Genomic DNA, 17,255 nt, shown 5'->3' with positions numbered 1-17,255 from the left:
TAGCGAACGGTTTGCGCCCTTCGTCTATCGGTTAGGACGACAGATTCTCATTCTGTAAAGAGGGGTTCGACTCCCCTAGGGCGTACCACTATTCCTCTCGTCTCAATCTAGCCGGACGCAATTTTGCGAAATTTTGACACGAGGTTGCGGAATCTTAGAAAAAGCCCAATCAGGTTTTAAGAGCGGCTCAAGAAGCGTTTAAACCGTTCTCAACGGCCGATAAAATATCCTGGCGCAGATGCTTCTTGCAGCCGCTCGGTCGTCGGGGTGGTGAGCACGGGGGCACACGAAAGGCTCTTTATAGATCCTCGCGGATAGAAAAGACGTAGTTATAAGGCGTTCCGGCAGAGCCCTTCTGGATGTCGTCGATCGACAGGGAGCGAAATTTTCGATCTTTCAGGCAATATACAGAATATCCAAACGGCTTAAGATAGTCGATCACACTGACGACAGCGTTGGGTCGATGTCGGTCTTCCGCTTCGATGAGCAGGTTTGGGCGATACCGGTTCAATATAGCCTCTGCGCCTTCGAGTACTTTTAGTTCGTGCCCTTCAACGTCGATCTTAATGAAGCCTACAGTGCCGAACTGATAGCTGTCCAAACGCCGGGTTGGAACGGAAATTTCTTCGACATTTTGCGTCGAAAGCGTATTCTGCTCCTCAATCGTGGCGCAGCCATCCATGAGCTGATCACTGGGGATCCGCATCGTTGCAACGCCATCGCTGTCGGAAAGTGCGACCTGCTCGACCCGAACCGACGAACCAAGCGCAGCCTTCAGAAAAGCTACCATGTTAGGCTGAGGTTCGAAGGCGACGACATCGCGCGCATACTTGGTCAGGAACCAAGAATAGACACCGTAGTTCGCACCTATATCGATTGCAGTCTGGTTCCGACGGCATAGTCTGTCGAGGATCCGAAGCTCGGGCTCACCACGGCGCCATTCTCGTGAAGCGCGCGTCCATAGCCTGAACCGAGGTGGCGCAATATTAGCGATATGAAGCATGTAGGCTCCCGGTAACTCGAACGCATGCGCTATCCGCTCATCGAGCGGCATGCTCCTTCTTTTCCATCCTCCGTGAATTGGCAACTAGTGGCTAGATCATCGATAGTTGGTGCCTTGCGCGGCCATTTCACCAAGCCTAGTTCTTTAGGTGAAGCCGACATAGCCGTGGATCCCTTCAACCTCGCCAGTTGATGATGGGGCGGTGGGATTGGCTATTTGGCGTCTTGGAGCGGCAGTCCCGGTAATGACCGCCGATCGACGAGGTCTGGCCGAGGCGTCCGGACGACGCGCAGGCTAAAGTGATCGTGGCTCAATCGGATTTGCGTTAGAGCGGAACCCGCGCTGCGGGAACCATTGCCCCGGCATTACGGTGCCGGCCTCCGGCACCAAGGCGCCGGACACTCGACGCGAGGGCCTGTAGCTCAATGGTTAGAGCCGGCGGCTCATAACCGCTTGGTTGGGGGTTCGAGTCCCCTAGGGCGTACCAATCGCTTGCATGTCCATACCGGAGACATAGGTAACAAAACGTACCTAATACATGGGTGACAACCTCGTGCCGAACGGGTTGTCGATGGTTTGCAAAGTTCTCTGCTGCAGGTCGATATATCCCAGATCATAATGCATGAAGCTGACGAGCCAAATGCCGTCGTCGACTTCCTTGAGCCCCAGTTTCTGGCCGGCCAGCACGGTCGAGATGTTGATCTTCTTGCGATAGATGCAGATGCGGCCGCAATTGGTCACCAGCGCATCCCGATCATGGAAGGGGTAGTCGATCTCCGGCAGGCCCTGATAGAGGCGTGACGAAGCGACGTAGAGATCTGCCAGCACCTTCATGTTGAGCGCCTCGTGCGGCCGCTCCTGATTGAATTCGCTGACGAAAGCATCGAAGCGGGCCTGCTGCTGAAGGATGTTTTTGCCGGGTGGTCTGGTCGCCTCTTTTTTCAGCGTCAGGTGCATGCGCTCATGCCGGCCGTTTTGTTGGGGACGGCCCGGCCTGATGCGCTCCAGCGTGATCCCGAGCCTCAGCCACCACACCGACAGCTTCGACAGATTGTAGAGCCCGTTTGGACTGGCGAAAGGCAAGCCGTTGTCGCTGCGGATCGCCGTCGGCAGGCCACATTCGATAAACAGCCGGCGGAACGCGTCGAAGACAGCCCGTTCTCGCGTCGACTCAAAGGCTTCGCAGGCGAGAAGATAACGTGACGCCTGGTCGGTGACCGTCAATGGGTAACAGTATTGACCATTGCCAAGTTTGAACTCGCCCTTGAAGTCGGCGCACCACAGATCGTTCGGCAGTAATGCCGGTGACAAGGCTGTCCCTTCGGCTCGATGTCGCTGCCGCTTGCGGGCATGGGCGACCAGACCATGTCGATCGAGAACGGCATGCACCGTACTCTTCGACGGCACGCGCACATCGCCGGCCAGGCGCTTCACCAAAAGCTCCCTGATCTTCCTGGCACCCCAATGCGGCTTGCTCTTCTTGCACGAGACGATCATCGCCTCGACCGGCTCAGGCAGCTGGTTGGCATACCGCACCGGCCGTCGAGACCGATCCGTCAGCGCCTCCAGGCCGTCGTCCTTATAGCGATTGAAGATTTTGTAGCCGGTCTTGCGCGAGATGCCGAATGCACGGCACACATCGCTCATGCCTTCGCCCTCTAGCAGCCGGGCGACAAATCGTAGACGTTCCTCCATCACCGAAGTCTCTTTCCACGGCATCAACACCTCCCGCCAAAAAACGAAAAGTGTTACCCATGTCTCCGGTACGAAACGTCACCTATCTCTCAGGTCGGGCAGCACGATGCTGCCCAACCCAACCCGCAGGCTCGATCTTTCTCCGCTTCGGCGTATCCGGCGCGGTGGTTATCCACAACAGCAAAAGAATGCCGAAAACGATGATTTTTTCGCGCCTTGGCGCTTGCGGCCTTCTGAGGTGCTGACTATAAGGGCGCCACAGCACGCGCCCTTCGTCTATCGGTTAGGACGACAGATTTTCATTCTGTAAAGAGGGGTTCGACTCCCCTAGGGCGTGCCACTTTCTCCCAGAAATTCATCCATCGATTTGGGCCAGATCAGCGGGCTTATTTGCCGCTTCTGCCCTCCTTCTGCGCAAGCCTCGCGTAACCGCACTCGCCGGCGGGGCTGGAGAGATGCTTCGCATCCGACCTCCGCAACTGGCGCTTTAATCTAGCGTCTATGAGATGAAGAAAGCGGCGTGATCGATGGTCACGCCGCTTTCGTATGAGCAGCCACTTGCAATGCGCCGGCTCGCGATTTCTTATCTGGCAGGCAGAACTCGCGCTTCAAGTCTTTGATGACAAGTGAGGCGGCTAGAACAGGATGATTTTAGGCCCGGTCGGCCTAGCGGTGCGAGATGACTTTCGGAATACCGTGTTTTTAAGCCGACTCGATCAGCGCGCAGACCTTGTCGACGATCTCCATCTCCATGTCCGGATAGATGGGAAGGCAGAGCACCTGTTGTGCGGCCTCGGTTGCGACCGGCAGGTTCGAGGGCTGCGAGGAAGGCAGGCTGCGGTACATCGAGAAGCTTGAAATCAGCGGATAGAAATAGCGGCGCGGATGAATGCTGTTTTCCTTCAGCCGTTCATAGAGCCCATCGCGTGAAATGGGATAGTCAGGGCGTACGAGGATCGGGAAATAAGAGAAGTTGGAGACGGTCTCGCCGGAACGGTCCAGGCATTCTATGCCGGCCACGCCGCGGAGCCGCTCACGGTATGCACCGTCGATCAAACCACGCCTTTCGAGCGCGAGCTTGATGTATTTCAGCTGCAACAGGCCGAGCGCAGCGTTGAACTCGCTCATCTTGCCGTTCGTGCCTGGCGCCACCACGGTCACTTCGTCGACGTAACCGAAGTTCTTCAGCTGGTCGATGCGGGTCTTCGTCTTGACATCCGGGCAGATGATGGCCCCGCCTTCGAATGTGTTGAAAACCTTCGTCGCATGGAAGCTCAGGATGGAAAGGTCGCCGTGATTGAGAATGCTTCCCCGCTCGTCTTCCACGCCGAAGGAATGGGCGGCGTCATAGATGACCTTCAGATTGTAGAGATCGGCGATCTTCTGGATAGCATCGACGTCGCAGGGGTGGCCGTAGCAATGCACCGGCATGATCGCCGTCGTCTGCTGCGTGATCGCCGCCTCGATCTTCGCTGGATCGACATTGAGCGTCACCGGATCGATGTCGACGAAGACGGGCTTTAAGCCGTTCCAGAGAAGTGAATGCGAAGTGGCGACGAAGGAATAAGGCGTGGTGATGACTTCGCCCGTGACGCGGAGCGCCTGAAGCGCCGTCAGCAGCGCGACCGTGGCGTTGGAAAAGAGGCTGATGTGCTTCACGCCGAGATGGTTGCAGAGCTCCTGCTCCAGCTGCTGGTGGAATGGCCCGCCATTGGTCAGGACGCGATTGTTCCAGATCGCTTCCAGCGACGGAATGAATTCTTCGAGCGGCGGCAGGCTGGGCTTCGTTACATAGATCTTTTCGTTTTTCATGACGCCGTCCAGGAGGTTGGGCATTATCGCGCAATGGGCCTGGTACGAACATCACGGCCTAACCTGTTCCCAGGCTGACCAGAACATGATGCCGAAAAGTGTGAGCGGTTTTCGGACGACATCCTGTTCTAGCTAAATTCCTGCCAACAGTGTGGCGCAAGCTTCACGTCCAATAGTCGGCACCCAAACCAGCCCGAATGCCGTTTCGTGAATCATGGAGACGGCGGCCATGCACGAAGGACGATTCCTTGACGATCAATCAGCCCATTGCCGCTCTGCCGTCCGGTCTTCCTGATCTGGCACTTCTCACGGAGAAAGCTGCCAGCACGGGGTCCGTCATTGTCTATCAGCCTTATCTCGATCCTTCCCAGCGCAGCCAGCTGGATGCGGCTGCCGTGCCGCTCGACATTTCGTTCAATACGCAGGCTACGACCCGCGAATATGAGCTCTTCCTCATCCTGCATCAGCATCACGAGGCGATCGGCCTCGGCGACGACGTGTTCTGGGGGCTGCTCTCCAGCAAATTCGAGATGAAGTCGGTGACGAGCTTCCCGTCCTTTGTCACGGAGGCGGAAAAGGCCAGGGCGGAAGGTGCGGACGCCTATCTTTACAATCCGCTGATCGGCCACGCGGCGATCTACAGCAACGTTTGGGAACATTCGCTGCTTGGGGGTCATCCCGGCATGGACCCGATCTTCCTGCATATCCAGGCGCTCGGTCATCCGATCGCGCCGCCGCAGGACAAGACGGCCTTCATGTTCTGCAACTATTTCTGCGGCAACCGGAAATTCTGGTCCGGGTATTTCGCTTTTTGCGAACGCATTCTCGAATCGCTGGAAAGCGAAGCGCTCGCCGGCTCGCCGGCGGGGACCGCCTATGCCGGTGTGGCTCACTATTCACGCGATGCCAACGCGAAGATGCGCCCCTTCGTGATCGAGCGTCTGCTCGGGCTCTATGTCCAGCAGGCTGCCGCCTCCGGAATGAAGATCGCCGCCTTCGTACCGACCGTTGCCGATTTCGAATGGAAGTTCGGTGTCCGCCTCGGCCGTATGCTGCATGGTCTCTTCGCAGCCAAGGAAGCCTTTCTGCAGAGCCGTGACCAGGCTCTCCTGACCTCGTGGCAGGAAGGCCGCCAGCCGCTCATCAAGCAGCCGCATCTGATCTGGGGCGCTGATGATCCGCCCGCCTGGATGCCGCGCGGCCAATTCATCGGCCGCCGCGAATTGATGCGCGCCTATGCTCCGCAGGCTTCAGGCGCCTCTCCCGTGCCGCAGCAGCCGGTACGGACGGAAAGGCCCGCTATACCAGCCGCGCCGAAGATCGAGCAGCCGCGCCGCAACCCGTTGCAGCCCTTTACCGGCGGATGGCAGGCACACAAGGACCGTCATTGCATCTGGATCGTGACGCCCGCCAACTACAATCATAGCCACGCCTTCGACGAAGTCGCGCTCGGCCTCCAGGGCGCCTTCGAGGAACTCGGCGGCTCGGCACCGATCGTCCGCGACATGAACGCGTTCGCCGGTCGTGCGCCGATCATCTACGGCGGCAACCTTCTCCCCGCCGAAATCGTCAGCCATCTGCCGAAGGACAGCGTCGTCATCAATCTTGAGCAGGTGTCCGAAGAAAGCATATGGATCAATTCGCGCTACACCTCGATCCTGAAGTCGCTTCCGGTTCTCGACTACAGCCCGCGCAACCGGGAAAATCTCGCCGCCAAGGGCATTGATCATGCTGGCGTGCTCGAAATCGGCTATAGCCGCTGCCTCAGCCAGATAAAACACGCCCCCGTCAAGGATATCGACGTGCTCTTCTACGGCTCGATGAACGAACGCCGCCACCATATCCTGAAGACGCTGGAGCAAGGCGGGCTTAAGGTCGCGCATCTCTTCAACATCTATGGCGCGGAACGCGACGCGGCGATTGCCCGTTCCAAGATCGTCATCAACATTCATCATTATGCGAGCGGCGTCTTCGAGATCGTGCGCATTTCCTATCTGCTCGCCAATCGCGTCTGCGTGCTGACCGAAGGCGATATCCGCGACCCGGATCTCCAGCCCTTCAGCGGCGGCCTGGCGGTCGAGCCCTATGACAAGATGATCGAGCGCTGCCACAAGTTGATCGCAGATACCGCCGAGCGTGATTCCATCGCCGCGAAGGGCTTTGCGGCCATGGAGAGCCGATCGCAAGCGGCCATGCTGATGAGCGTCATGACCGCCGGTTGTACCTGACGAGACTCTCTTCCGACTGGCAGATTACCGCGCCGGAGCTGCGTCGCAGACGCGCAGTTGGATGCGGCGCGCACCCTGATAATGCTCGGCACTGAGCGAACCCGCGACATGAAGGCTGGCGCCGCGTGAATTGATGAGAAGATTGCCGAGCGCCGTATCGGCGGCGCGGAAGGCGATGCCATCGAGCCGCGATCCGTCCATTGCCTCCAGCGTCACCTTCACGTGTTTCTCGCCGACCAGGCGCGCGTCGCGCACCCGATGCGCCGGCACGGCAAAGAGCGGCTGGGCGTGGCCGGAGCCATAGGGGCCAGCGGCCTCCAAGCGGTCGATGAGTTCGAGCGTGGCGCCGCTTGCACCGATCGCGCCGTCGATCTTCAGTGTCTCGTTGGCGACAAGGCTGGCCACGGTCTTTGTGGCCTTCTCCGTGAAGAAGGTCCTCAGCCTGCCGAGATTGGCGCGCTCGACCGTCAGCCCGGCGGCCATGGCGTGGCCGCCGCCCTTGACGAGGATCCCCTCGTCGACCGCAGCTCGCACCATCCTGCCCATATCGAAGCCGTTGATGGAGCGGCCCGAGCCGGTGCCGCGGCCGGAGGGATCGAAGGCGATTGCGAAGGCGGGCCGTTTGAACTTCTCCTTCAGCCGTGCCGCGATCAGGCCGACGATGCCGGGATGCCATTTCTCATGGGCGGTGACGATGACGGAAGCGCCCTCGCCGTCGCCATATTCGGCGAGCGCCTCGGCCTCCGCCTCCTGCAGCATGACGGCCTCCATCGCCTGGCGTTCGCGGTTGAGCTCGTCGAGGCGCTGCGCGATCACCTCTGCCTCGCCGGCGTCGTCGAGCGTCAGCAGGCGGCTTCCGAGTGCTGCATCGCCGATCCGCCCGCCGGCATTGATGCGCGGGCCGATCAGGAAGCCGAAATGATAGGGTGTCACCGGGCCTGCAAGCCCCGCCTTACGGAAGAGTGCGGCAAGCCCGGCATTGCTCTGGTGCCGGGCGGCGACCAGCCCCTTCACCACATAAGCGCGGTTGAGGCCCTTCAGCGGCACGACATCGCAGACCGTCGCAAGTGCGACGATATCCAGCCATTGCAGCAGGTCGATCGCCAGGATCCGCTTGTTGCCGGCCGCGCGCAGCAGCCTAAGCGTTGCGACCAGGACCATGAAGACAACGCCGGCCGCGCAGAGATGCCCCTGCCCCGAGAGATCGTCCTCACGGTTCGGGTTGACGAGGGCATGACAGGGCGGCAGCTCATGTGTCACCTGGTGGTGATCGATGACGACGACATCGATATTGCGCGCAGCAGCGGCGGCCAGCGCCTCGTGACTGGTGGAGCCGCAATCGACGGTGATGATCATCTGGGCGCCATTGTCGATCAACTGATTGATCGCCGCCGGATTGGGGCCGTATCCTTCGAAGACGCGATCGGGAATATAGATGGTCGCCCTGACGCCGAAATGGCTGAGAAAACGGTACATCAGCGCCGAGGAGGCCGCGCCGTCGACATCGTAGTCGCCGAAGATCGCGACGCTCTCGCCGCGCTCGATGGCACTCACCAGGCGGATCGCCGCCTTTTCGCAATCGGTCAGCTTATGAGGATCGGGCATCAGGCTGCGGATCGTCGGATCGAGGAATTCGATCGCCTCGTCTACCGTCACGCCGCGCCCGGCCAGCACCCGGGCGATCAGATCCGGCAATCCATGGATCTGCGACATGGCCAGTGCGCGGTTCTGCCCTGCCTGGTCGAGCCGCGCCACCCAGCGATTGTCGAGCGCGGATTTCTCCACACCGAGAAACGCGCGCTGTACCGGATCGACGCGATCTGCCATGCCACACTCCGCTGACTTCATCTGCTCTTTCTACAGGAGCAGCGGAGATAACATAGCGATGGATTTGCAGACACGGGTTTTTACCAAAGCATGTCGCGCAAAAGCGTGCAGCGGTTTTGCGATAACGACATGCGTAGAAATTAAGCCCGTAAAGCGCGAGCGAATCTGAAGTTCGCGACACGGTTCAGAATACCGCCCAGACGATCAGGGCGATGCCGGCCAGTTGCACCAGCATGACGGAAAATAGCGTCAGCAGAATGGCCCAGTTGCGGCCTTCCGTGTTTTCTTCGCCATCAGCCTCCTCAGAGACCTCCTGAGGAATTTCACTGTAGGCCGGCTTGGGGATTTCCTCAGGCTTATCAGGATGGTTCGGCGGCACGTCGCTCGGGTAGCCATACCCTTTCCCGGCGTGGCTGTCCTTGCTCATGAAATTCTCCACCCAGACGACTCACCATCTTAGGTTTAGTTATATCAATATTTCGGTATCTGTTAATATAGACTTCCGCTAGGGAAGGTTGAACAAATGACAGAAAAATCGCCCTGCAGAGACAGGGCGGCTTAACGGTCCTCCGGGACGGGAAAAAGGCTCAGCCTTCCTCTTTCGGCCGTTCGATGCGAATGACCTGCGGCTCGCCGAAGAGATAACCTTCCGACTTGATCGAGGCGACCGCCCTGCGCACCGATTCTTCCATCGTTGCGTGGGTGACGAGAATGATCGTCTGGTGGTGCGATGGCGCCAGATGTTGTTTGGAGCGCTGAACGATCGATTCCAGCGAGATGTTGTTTTCCGCCATGCGGGTTGCGACGCTGGCAAAGACGCCGGTGCGGTCGAGCACGGTCAGCCGGATGAAGTAGCCGCCCTCGTGGCTCTGCATCTGCGCCTTGCGGTAGGGCTCAAGCGTCGTTGCCGGATGGCCGAGCACCGGCACGCGCTGGGCACCCGGCTGGCTCTTGGCGATATCGGCGATATCGCCGAGCACCGACGAGGCCGTGGCATTGCCGCCGGCGCCGGGGCCGACCATCAGCAGTTCGCCGAGCACGTCGGATTCGATCGCCACCGCATTGGTGACGCCGTCGACCTGGGCGATGACCGAATCGACCGGCACCATGGTGGGATGGACGCGCTGCTCGATGCCGGTATCGGTGCGCTGGGCAACGCCCAGCAGCTTGATGCGATAACCGAGCTCGGCAGCGGCGTGGATATCCTCGATCGAAATGTTGGTGATGCCTTCGAGATAGATGTCGTCGGCTGCGATCTGATTGCCGAAGGCGAGCGTCGTCAGGATGGAAAGCTTATGGGCCGTATCATTGCCCTCGATATCGAAGGCCGGATCAGCCTCGGCATAACCCAGCCGCTGCGCTTCCTTGAGGCATTCGGCAAAGGAAAGCCCCTCTTTCTCCATCTTGGTCAGGATGTAATTGCAGGTGCCGTTCATGATGCCATAGATGCGCGAGACGGCATTGCCCGTCAGCGACTCGCGCAGCGCCTTGATGACCGGGATGCCGCCGGCCACCGCCGCCTCGAAGTTCAGCAGCGACCCCTTCTCCTCGGCGATCGTCGCAAGCTCGACGCCGTGATAGGCAAGCAGCGCCTTGTTGGCTGTCACCACATGGAGACCACGTTGGAGTGCGGCGCGTACAGAGATGTTGGCAGCTCCTTCGGCGCCGCCCATCAGCTCGACGAAGACGTCGATATCGCCCTTTTCGGCAAGCTCTTCCGGCCGGTCGAACCAGGCAACAGTGGAAAGATCGATGCCGCGGTCCCTTGTCCTGTCACGCGCGGAGACCGCCGTGATGGTGATCGGACGTCCGCAGGTGACGGCAAGCTCGTTGCTTTTCTGCTGAATGATGCGGACAAGCGAGGCGCCAACGGTGCCCAAGCCCGCAATGCCGATTTTGAGGGCATCTGCCATGGATCGATCCTGAAATGTCTGTGTGGCGGCAGCCGCTTGACGCGGCTGCCCAACGGTTGGATTAGCGGTGTGCGTTCAGCGAAATGACGTTGTGCATTGTCTCGTCAGCCGTCGACATGAACTTCTTGATGTTGCGTGCAGCCTGGCGGATGCGGTGTTCGTTCTCGACAAGTGCCAGACGGACGTAGTCGTCGCCCATTTCGCCGAAGCCGATGCCCGGGGCAACGGCGACGTCGGCCTTCTCGACCAGCAGCTTGGAGAATTCCAGCGAACCGAGGTGACGGAACTTTTCCGGGATCTTCGCCCAGGCGAACATGGTGGCGGCCGGCGGCGGCACGTCGAACCCGGCCTTGCCGAAGCTTTCGACCATGACGTCGCGACGGCGCTTATAGACGTTGCGGACTTCCGCAATGTCGGAGCCGTCGCCGTTCAGCGCGTGCGTCGCCGCCACCTGGATCGGCGTGAAGGCGCCGTAGTCGAGATAGGACTTGACGCGGGTAAGCGCCGCGATCAGCCGCTCGTTGCCGACGGCAAAGCCCATGCGCCAGCCGGGCATGGAGAAGGTCTTCGACATTGAGGTGAACTCGACAGTCACGTCCATTGCGCCCGGCACTTCGAGAACCGACGGCGGCGGAGCGCCGTCGAAGTAGATTTCCGAATAGGCAAGGTCGGAGAGCACGATGATGTCATGCTTTTTCGCAAAGGCGATGACGTCCTTGTAGAAATCGAGCGTCGCGACAAAGGCTGTCGGGTTCGAGGGGTAGTTGAGGATCAACGCTAAGGGCTTCGGAATCGAATGCCGGACCGCGCGTTCGAGCGGCTCGAAGAAGCTCGCATCCGGCTCCACCGACATGGAACGGATCACGCCGCCCGCCATCAGGAAGCCGAAGGCGTGGATCGGATAGGTGGGGTTCGGGCAGAGGATCACGTCGCCAGGCGCGGTGATTGCCTGCGCCATGTTGGCGAAGCCTTCCTTGGAGCCCAAGGTGGCGACCACCTGCGTATCCGGGTTGAGCTTCACGCCGAAACGTCGGGCATAATAAGCGGCCTGAGCGCGGCGCAGGCCCGGAATGCCCTTGGAAGAGGAATAACGGTGCGTGCGCGGATCCTGCACGACCTCGCACAGCTTGTCGACGATCGACTGGGGAGTGGGAAGGTCGGGGTTTCCCATGCCGAGATCGATGATATCGGCGCCGCCCGCTCGCGCGCTTGCTTTCAAACGGTTGACCTGTTCGAAAACATAAGGCGGCAAACGCCGGACTTTGTGAAACTCTTCCATCTCATTCCCCATGGAAAGGCGGCATTTCGGGCCGCTGTCGAAGTTCGTTCCGTCTCCCGGCGGCTGCGACACGAACTTCAGAATCGCAACGCCGTATTCATCAGACCCAAGCGACGCGGCAAATCTTTGACGGAAAGGCCGCGTAACGCGCTTTATCGGGAAAATTATATCTTCCGATCCATCCGGAAGGCTTTGCGTCCAAATTGCCTGAAAGGCAAGGTCTATTTGGAGATTTCGGAGAGCGTATCAGTGCCGTGCTCGGCGGCGAGACGCCGCATTTCGGCGACCTTGGCCTGATATTCGGCTTCCGAGATTGTGCCGGCCTTACGCCGAGCGGCAAGTGCAGTCAGCTGATGCTGCAGTTCGGCAGCCTGCTCATCGCTCATCTGGACGTTGGCGGCCGTCAGCGGCGCACCGAAATTCGGATAGCCGTCCGGCGACTTCGCAAGGCCGCCTTCGACCGCCTCGCCCTTGGTGGTCGGCATGACGACGGCGGTCGGCGCCGCTCGCTTGGCAGCGGCAGCGGCCTTTTGTTCCGCCGTCAGATTGCATCCGGCAAGGGCCATCGCCGCCGCGGCGCAGATCAGTGCGGTGCGGTTGAAGGTTGCGATGCGCCGAATGCCGTTCTTCGTCATGCCTCAAAATCCAGTTCTGACTGCTTCGACTGTTAAATTTGTCGCAGCCACAAAGCAATAGCATGAGCCGATGCGGGTGGAACTTGTTTTCTCGTTCAATCACGATGTACAACGAACGGATAAAAAGAGTGGTGCTGCCGCCGGAGGAAATGGTGACCGACAGCAAGCAGGAGAATGGCGGCAAGGCCGGCTTCGACGCGACCGATCTCGATCCCTATCTGTTGAAGGATCCTGAGGCCATGGCGATGAATTTGGCCCGGGCGCTCGAAAATCTCGGACAAGCAGCGTCTGCCTGGCTTGCGCCGCGCGAACGCGGCGAAATCACCGAAAGCACCGTCGATCCGATGACCGACATGGTCAAGACGCTTTCCAAGGTCACCGAATACTGGATTTCCGATCCGCGCCGCACCTTCGAGGCACAGACGCAGCTGATGTCCTCGTTCTTCGGCATCTGGATGCGCTCGATGCAACGAATGCAGGGCGATCCCACGCCTCCCGAGCCGGACACCCGCAAGGACAAGCGCTTCTCGGACGAGGACTGGCAGAAGAATCCATTCTTCGATTTTCTCCGCCAGGTCTATTTCGTCACCACCGACTGGGTGGAAAAGATGGTCTCGGAGACCGATGGCCTCGACGAGCACACCAAGCACAAGGCCGGCTTCTACGTGAAGCAGATCACCGCAGCGCTTTCGCCGACCAACTTCATCGCCACCAATCCGCAGCTCTACCGCGAGACGATCGCGACCAGCGGCGCCAATCTGGTGCGCGGGATGAAGATGCTGGCCGAGGATATCGCTGCCGGACATGGCGACCTTCGTCTTCGCCAGACCGACATGACGAAATTCGCCGTCGGCCGCGACATGGCGCTGACGCCAGGCAAGGTAATCGCCCAGAACGACATCTGCCAAATCATCCAGTACGAGGCTTCGACCGAAACCGTGCTGAAGCGACCGCTGCTGATCTGCCCGCCCTGGATCAACAAGTTCTATATTCTCGACCTCAACCCGCAAAAATCCTTCATCAAATGGTGCGTTGACCAGGGTCAGACGGTTTTCGTCATTTCCTGGGTCAACCCGGATGCGCGCCACGCCGAGAAGGACTGGACGGCCTATGCCCGCGAAGGCATCGATTTCGCGCTCGCAACGATCGAGAAGGCGACCGGCGAGAAGGACGTCAACGCCGTCGGCTACTGCGTCGGCGGCACGCTGCTGGCCGCGACACTGGCGCTGCATGCCAAGGAGAAGAACAAGCGCATCAAGACCGCGACACTCTTCACCACCCAGGTCGATTTCACCCATGCCGGCGACCTTAAGGTCTTTGTCGACGAGGAGCAGCTTGAATCGCTCGAAGAGCATATGCAGGCGGCCGGCTATCTCGACGGCACGAAGATGTCGATGGCCTTCAACATGCTGCGCGCTTCGGAACTGATCTGGCCTTACTTCGTCAACAACTACCTCAAGGGCCAGGATCCCCTGCCCTTCGACCTCTTGTTCTGGAACGCCGATTCGACCCGCATGGCGGCGGCAAACCATGCCTTCTATCTGCGCAATTGCTATCTCAACAATGCGCTGACGCAGAACGAGATGATCCTCGATGGCAAGCCCGTGTCGCTGAAGGACGTGAAGATCCCGATCTATAATCTCGCCACCCGCGAGGATCACATCGCACCTGCCAAGTCCGTCTTCCTCGGCAGCCGGTTCTTCGGCGGCAAGGTGGAATTTGTCGTGACCGGCTCGGGACATATCGCCGGCGTCGTCAACCCGCCCGACAGGAAGAAGTATCAATTCTGGACGGGCGGCCCTGCCAAGGGCGACTACGAGACCTGGCTCGACCAGGCGATGGAGACTCCAGGATCATGGTGGCCGCATTGGCAGGCCTGGATCGAGACGCATGACGGCAGACGCGTGCCTTCCCGCAAACCCGGCGGCGATGCGTTGAACGCGATCGAGGAAGCGCCGGGAAGTTATGTGATGGAGCGCGCCTGAGACGCCCAACGCATCTCTTTTTGAGACGCCGTGAAAAACTGCAACGCCGCGTAAACAAATTAGAAACCATAATTCGTCATCCTTGCGAGACAGTCGGACGTCGTGGGTGGTCTAAATTCGGCCCATTTGCGCCTGTACCGGCCCCGGCGAAGTTTAGTCAGTCAGTGCCGCCGGCCTGCGTAGCGAGTTTGAAAGACGAGTGTAGTATGGCGTGTGCGGTCGGGACGTTCGATGACGTCACCCTTCTTGGCGGATCTGCTTTCCGTTGGCGCAGATCTCGCGGTTTCCTTTACGGTGTTGTCGGCGCCGGATTTCTCACCTCCACATGGCTGATCGCGACCTTCGCGACGATGCACTCGATAGCCGCTCCCTATTCTCCGTCCGATCGCCTGGTACAGGTCGGCACTGCGCCGAAGGTGGCTCCGTCACCGCACCATGAGCGGCTGATCCATGTCGGCAAGGCCGATCGGCTGGCTGCCTTCGATGCGAAGCCGAAGGTACCGCTGACGGCGAGCCTCATTCAATCCCATGCCGAAAAGACCGCCGCCGCTGCAACGGCGCTCGCGGTTCTCGCCAAAAACAATCGGCTCGCCATGGCTGCCGAGCAGCCGGTCGTGGCCGCGATTTCCGACAGCGTCAAATTCCGAAAGGACGATGTGATCGCACCGCCGCCGGTCGAACTCGCCTCGGCAGAGACGGAGGAAGACGACGGCGACCGGATCATCGTTCCCTCGAAGGAGGCCGTCGCCGCAGCCGAACTCCCGGCCCTGCTTGCACTTGCCGATGCCGGATCCCGGCAAATCGCGCCGGCTCCGGTCGAGCCAACCACACCTCCTGTCAGAACGGCCTCCATTCCCGCATCGGAACCTGCACCGGTGGTCGTTGCCGCCGCAGACGACGCGCCACCTTTCGATCTCGTGCTGGCGCCGGACGAAGGTTCCGTGCCGCTGCCGATGGCACGTCCTGATGGCCTCATCGGCAAACCGGCACTGGCTTCCAAGGGTTCGCAGCGCTCTGGCGAGCCTGCGCTTGCCTATGCCCAGCCGAACTCGCCGATCGAAGATGACGAGGACGACGCAGTGCCGCGCTACGACAAGCCGGTCTTCTCGCCGAAGCTGCGCGCAGGCGTGGCGATCTACGATATCGAAAACAGCACCGTCTATCTGCCGAACGGCGAGCGGCTCGAGGCTCATTCCGGGCTCGGCAAGATGCGTGACAACCCGCGTTTCGTGAACAAGAAGATGCGCGGACCGACGCCGCCGCACACCTATGTCCTGACCATGCGCGAGAGCCTTTTCCATGGCGTCGAGGCGCTGCGGCTGACGCCAATCGAGGGTTCGGACGCCATCTATGATCGTGTCGGCCTGCTGGCTCACACCTACATGCTCGGCAGGAACGGTGATTCCAACGGCTGTGTCTCCTTCAAGGATTACCGCCGTTTCCTCGCCGCCTACAAGCGCGGCGACATCAAGCAGCTCGTGGTGGTGCCGCGGCTGAACAACAAACCGTCTTCGACCTTTGCTTCGCTGTTTTCGCGACGCAGCTGAGGACTGAAGAGCGCACTGCCGCTTGCGGGAGCGAGCGCTACTTCAACCAGGCTGCGATTCGCTCCACCGCCTCGGCGATCTCAGCTTGCGAGCCCGCATAGGACAGGCGCAGGGTTCGATTTCCCTCCAGCGGATCGAAATCCAGACCGGGCGTTGCGGCGACGTCGATTTCCGCGAGCATGCGTCTGGCAAAGCCCATGCTGTCATTGGTGAAGCGGGTGACGTCGAGATAGGCGTAGAAGGCACCGTCCATCGGCGACGCGATCGAAAACCCGATCTGCGGCAGTCGCCGCATCAGCAAGTCGCGGTTAGTGGCATAGCTCGCCTTATAACCATCGAGCTCCGCGCCAGCGCCAAGAGCGGCCGTGGCGGCGATCTGGGAGAGCTCGGGCGGGGAGATGTAGAGGCTCTGCGCCACCCGCTCGATCGGCCGCACCAGGCGTTCCGGCAGCACCATCCAGCCGATTCGCCAGCCGGTCATGCAATAATATTTGGAGAAGGAGTTGATGGCGATCGCCTCGTCGGTCAATTCCAGCGCGCTCGCCGCCTCGCCGGCGAAGGTCAGCCCGTGATAGATTTCATCGGAGATGAAGGCGATGGAATGGGCCGCGCAATAATCTGCAAGCGCCTGCAGCCCATCGCGGCCGGTCACGGTGCCGGTCGGGTTGGCGGGGCTTGCGAGCAGCACGCCCTTCAGCGTCATGCCGCTTTCCTTCTGTGCGGCCTCGAGGCTTTGCGGCGTCAGGGTGAACTGGGTCTCGGCCGTTACCGGCACTTCGAGAACCTTCAGGCCCAGCGCGCCGAGAATATTGCGATAGGCGGGATAACCAGGTCTTGCGATCGCCACCGCATCGCCGGCATCGAAGAGTGACAGGAAGGCGAGATTGAAACCTGCCGAGGAGCCGGTGGTGATGGCGATGCGCGTGGGATCGATCTCCAGGCCGTGGCGATCCTTGTAGTGCCAGGCGAGCGCCGATTTCAGCCGCGCCGTTCCCAGTGCATCGGTATAACCGATCCGGCCTTCGGCAAGGGCTGCGCGCGCCGCTTCGAGTGCCGCTTGAGGTGCCGGATGCGAGGGCTGACCGACCGCCATCGAGATCACGGGATGGCCGGCCGCACGCCGCTTCGTCGCCTCGGCCAAGACGTCCATGGCGTGAAAAGGCTCGACTTCGCTGCGTTTGGATATGGAAAACAAGATCGTTTCTCGCTCAGCTTCTTCAATGACGGCCAGACAATTGCCGCATTAATCGGCTCATCACAATCCCGCGAGGGTCGCGCAGGGGTGAAAATTCCTGTTTGAGCAGAACCGAACGCACCGTACCTTGACGCGA

General features: G+C 60.2%; 12 protein-coding genes and 3 tRNA genes. 6 read left to right on the top strand and 9 right to left on the bottom strand.

Annotated features, from left to right (window positions below; translation table 11 throughout):
* The first annotated feature begins 13 nt into the window (after nucleotides 1–13).
* Nucleotides 14–88: transfer RNA gene (locus tag U5G49_RS08590), tRNA-Glu, on the top strand.
* 210 nt (nucleotides 89–298) lie between these two features.
* Here U5G49_RS08590 and U5G49_RS08585 read toward each other — a convergent pair.
* Complete coding sequence (locus U5G49_RS08585; RefSeq protein WP_246289111.1) at nucleotides 299–1,054, bottom strand: FkbM family methyltransferase; 756 nt, start codon at nucleotides 1,052–1,054, stop codon at nucleotides 299–301.
* Between the two features lie 360 nt (nucleotides 1,055–1,414).
* Here U5G49_RS08585 and U5G49_RS08580 point away from each other — a divergent pair.
* Nucleotides 1,415–1,490 (top strand) — tRNA-Ile (locus U5G49_RS08580).
* Between the two features lie 44 nt (nucleotides 1,491–1,534).
* Here U5G49_RS08580 and U5G49_RS08575 read toward each other — a convergent pair.
* Nucleotides 1,535–2,722, bottom strand: a complete 1,188-nt coding sequence (locus tag U5G49_RS08575; protein ID WP_322790933.1) for an IS481 family transposase — start codon at nucleotides 2,720–2,722, stop codon at nucleotides 1,535–1,537.
* 241 nt (nucleotides 2,723–2,963) lie between these two features.
* On the opposite strand from U5G49_RS08575, the gene U5G49_RS08570 reads away from it, so the two are divergent.
* Nucleotides 2,964–3,038: transfer RNA gene (locus tag U5G49_RS08570), tRNA-Glu, on the top strand.
* A gap of 362 nt (nucleotides 3,039–3,400) precedes the next feature.
* Here the strand turns inward: U5G49_RS08570 and U5G49_RS08565 are convergent.
* Nucleotides 3,401–4,510 (bottom strand): DegT/DnrJ/EryC1/StrS family aminotransferase, encoded by a 1,110-nt coding sequence (locus U5G49_RS08565; protein WP_130716317.1) that lies wholly within the window; start codon nucleotides 4,508–4,510, stop codon nucleotides 3,401–3,403.
* Nucleotides 4,511–4,758: 248 nt separating this feature from the next.
* Between U5G49_RS08565 and U5G49_RS08560 the strand changes: the two genes are divergently transcribed.
* Complete coding sequence (locus U5G49_RS08560; RefSeq protein WP_193443347.1) at nucleotides 4,759–6,738, top strand: CgeB family protein; 1,980 nt, start codon at nucleotides 4,759–4,761, stop codon at nucleotides 6,736–6,738.
* Nucleotides 6,739–6,762: 24 nt separating this feature from the next.
* On the opposite strand, the gene recJ is transcribed toward U5G49_RS08560, so the two are convergent.
* From recJ to U5G49_RS08535, 5 genes are all read right to left on the bottom strand, one after another.
* Complete coding sequence (recJ, locus tag U5G49_RS08555) at nucleotides 6,763–8,565, bottom strand: single-stranded-DNA-specific exonuclease RecJ (protein ID WP_193443345.1); 1,803 nt, start codon at nucleotides 8,563–8,565, stop codon at nucleotides 6,763–6,765.
* Between the two features lie 184 nt (nucleotides 8,566–8,749).
* Nucleotides 8,750–8,992, bottom strand: coding sequence for a hypothetical protein (locus U5G49_RS08550; RefSeq protein WP_193443343.1), 243 nt, complete (start codon nucleotides 8,990–8,992; stop codon nucleotides 8,750–8,752).
* A gap of 160 nt (nucleotides 8,993–9,152) precedes the next feature.
* Nucleotides 9,153–10,478, bottom strand: coding sequence for a homoserine dehydrogenase (locus tag U5G49_RS08545; protein ID WP_193443341.1), 1,326 nt, complete (start codon nucleotides 10,476–10,478; stop codon nucleotides 9,153–9,155).
* 61 nt (nucleotides 10,479–10,539) lie between these two features.
* Nucleotides 10,540–11,757 carry an LL-diaminopimelate aminotransferase gene (locus U5G49_RS08540; RefSeq protein WP_018445590.1) on the bottom strand — a complete coding sequence of 406 codons (1,218 nt, stop codon included), beginning with the start codon at nucleotides 11,755–11,757 and terminating at the stop codon, nucleotides 10,540–10,542.
* Between the two features lie 221 nt (nucleotides 11,758–11,978).
* Nucleotides 11,979–12,392 (bottom strand): hypothetical protein, encoded by a 414-nt coding sequence (locus U5G49_RS08535; RefSeq protein WP_193443338.1) that lies wholly within the window; start codon nucleotides 12,390–12,392, stop codon nucleotides 11,979–11,981.
* Nucleotides 12,393–12,541: 149 nt separating this feature from the next.
* On the opposite strand from U5G49_RS08535, the gene U5G49_RS08530 reads away from it, so the two are divergent.
* Both U5G49_RS08530 and U5G49_RS08525 read left to right on the top strand, forming a co-directional pair.
* On the top strand, nucleotides 12,542–14,377 hold the full coding sequence (locus U5G49_RS08530) for a PHA/PHB synthase family protein (protein ID WP_246288810.1): 1,836 nt from the start codon (nucleotides 12,542–12,544) through the stop codon (nucleotides 14,375–14,377).
* 206 nt (nucleotides 14,378–14,583) lie between these two features.
* Nucleotides 14,584–15,924: a DUF2778 domain-containing protein gene (locus tag U5G49_RS08525; RefSeq protein WP_193443336.1), complete on the top strand. Its 1,341-nt coding sequence runs from the start codon at nucleotides 14,584–14,586 to the stop codon at nucleotides 15,922–15,924.
* A gap of 37 nt (nucleotides 15,925–15,961) precedes the next feature.
* Here the strand turns inward: U5G49_RS08525 and U5G49_RS08520 are convergent, their stop codons facing one another.
* The gene (locus U5G49_RS08520; RefSeq protein WP_193443333.1) at nucleotides 15,962–17,119 is read right to left on the bottom strand and encodes a pyridoxal phosphate-dependent aminotransferase; all 1,158 of its coding nucleotides are present in this window, start codon (nucleotides 17,117–17,119) and stop codon (nucleotides 15,962–15,964) included.
* Nucleotides 17,120–17,255: the final 136 nt, after the last annotated feature.

It is taken from the genome of Rhizobium indigoferae (assembly GCF_034554815.1).
Taxonomy (GTDB): domain Bacteria; phylum Pseudomonadota; class Alphaproteobacteria; order Rhizobiales; family Rhizobiaceae; genus Rhizobium; species Rhizobium leguminosarum.
Note: the sequence above shows the minus strand (reverse complement) of the source record. Positions and strands in the feature narration are given on the sequence as shown.

Excerpts from the sequence above, each read along its gene's own strand:
- U5G49_RS08585 (WP_246289111.1), bottom strand. The coding sequence starts at position 1,054 with ATGCCGCTCGATGAGCGGATAGCGCATGCGTTCGAGTTACCGGGAGCC.
- U5G49_RS08575 (WP_322790933.1), bottom strand. The coding sequence starts at position 2,722 with ATGCCGTGGAAAGAGACTTCGGTGATGGAGGAACGTCTACGATTTGTC.
- U5G49_RS08565 (WP_130716317.1), bottom strand. The coding sequence starts at position 4,510 with ATGAAAAACGAAAAGATCTATGTAACGAAGCCCAGCCTGCCGCCGCTC.
- recJ (WP_193443345.1), bottom strand. The coding sequence starts at position 8,565 with ATGGCAGATCGCGTCGATCCGGTACAGCGCGCGTTTCTCGGTGTGGAG.
- U5G49_RS08550 (WP_193443343.1), bottom strand. The coding sequence starts at position 8,992 with ATGAGCAAGGACAGCCACGCCGGGAAAGGGTATGGCTACCCGAGCGAC.
- U5G49_RS08545 (WP_193443341.1), bottom strand. The coding sequence starts at position 10,478 with ATGGCAGATGCCCTCAAAATCGGCATTGCGGGCTTGGGCACCGTTGGC.
- U5G49_RS08540 (WP_018445590.1), bottom strand. The coding sequence starts at position 11,757 with ATGGAAGAGTTTCACAAAGTCCGGCGTTTGCCGCCTTATGTTTTCGAA.
- U5G49_RS08535 (WP_193443338.1), bottom strand. The coding sequence starts at position 12,392 with ATGACGAAGAACGGCATTCGGCGCATCGCAACCTTCAACCGCACCGCA.
- U5G49_RS08530 (WP_246288810.1), top strand. The coding sequence starts at position 12,542 with ATGGTGACCGACAGCAAGCAGGAGAATGGCGGCAAGGCCGGCTTCGAC.
- U5G49_RS08525 (WP_193443336.1), top strand. The coding sequence starts at position 14,584 with ATGGCGTGTGCGGTCGGGACGTTCGATGACGTCACCCTTCTTGGCGGA.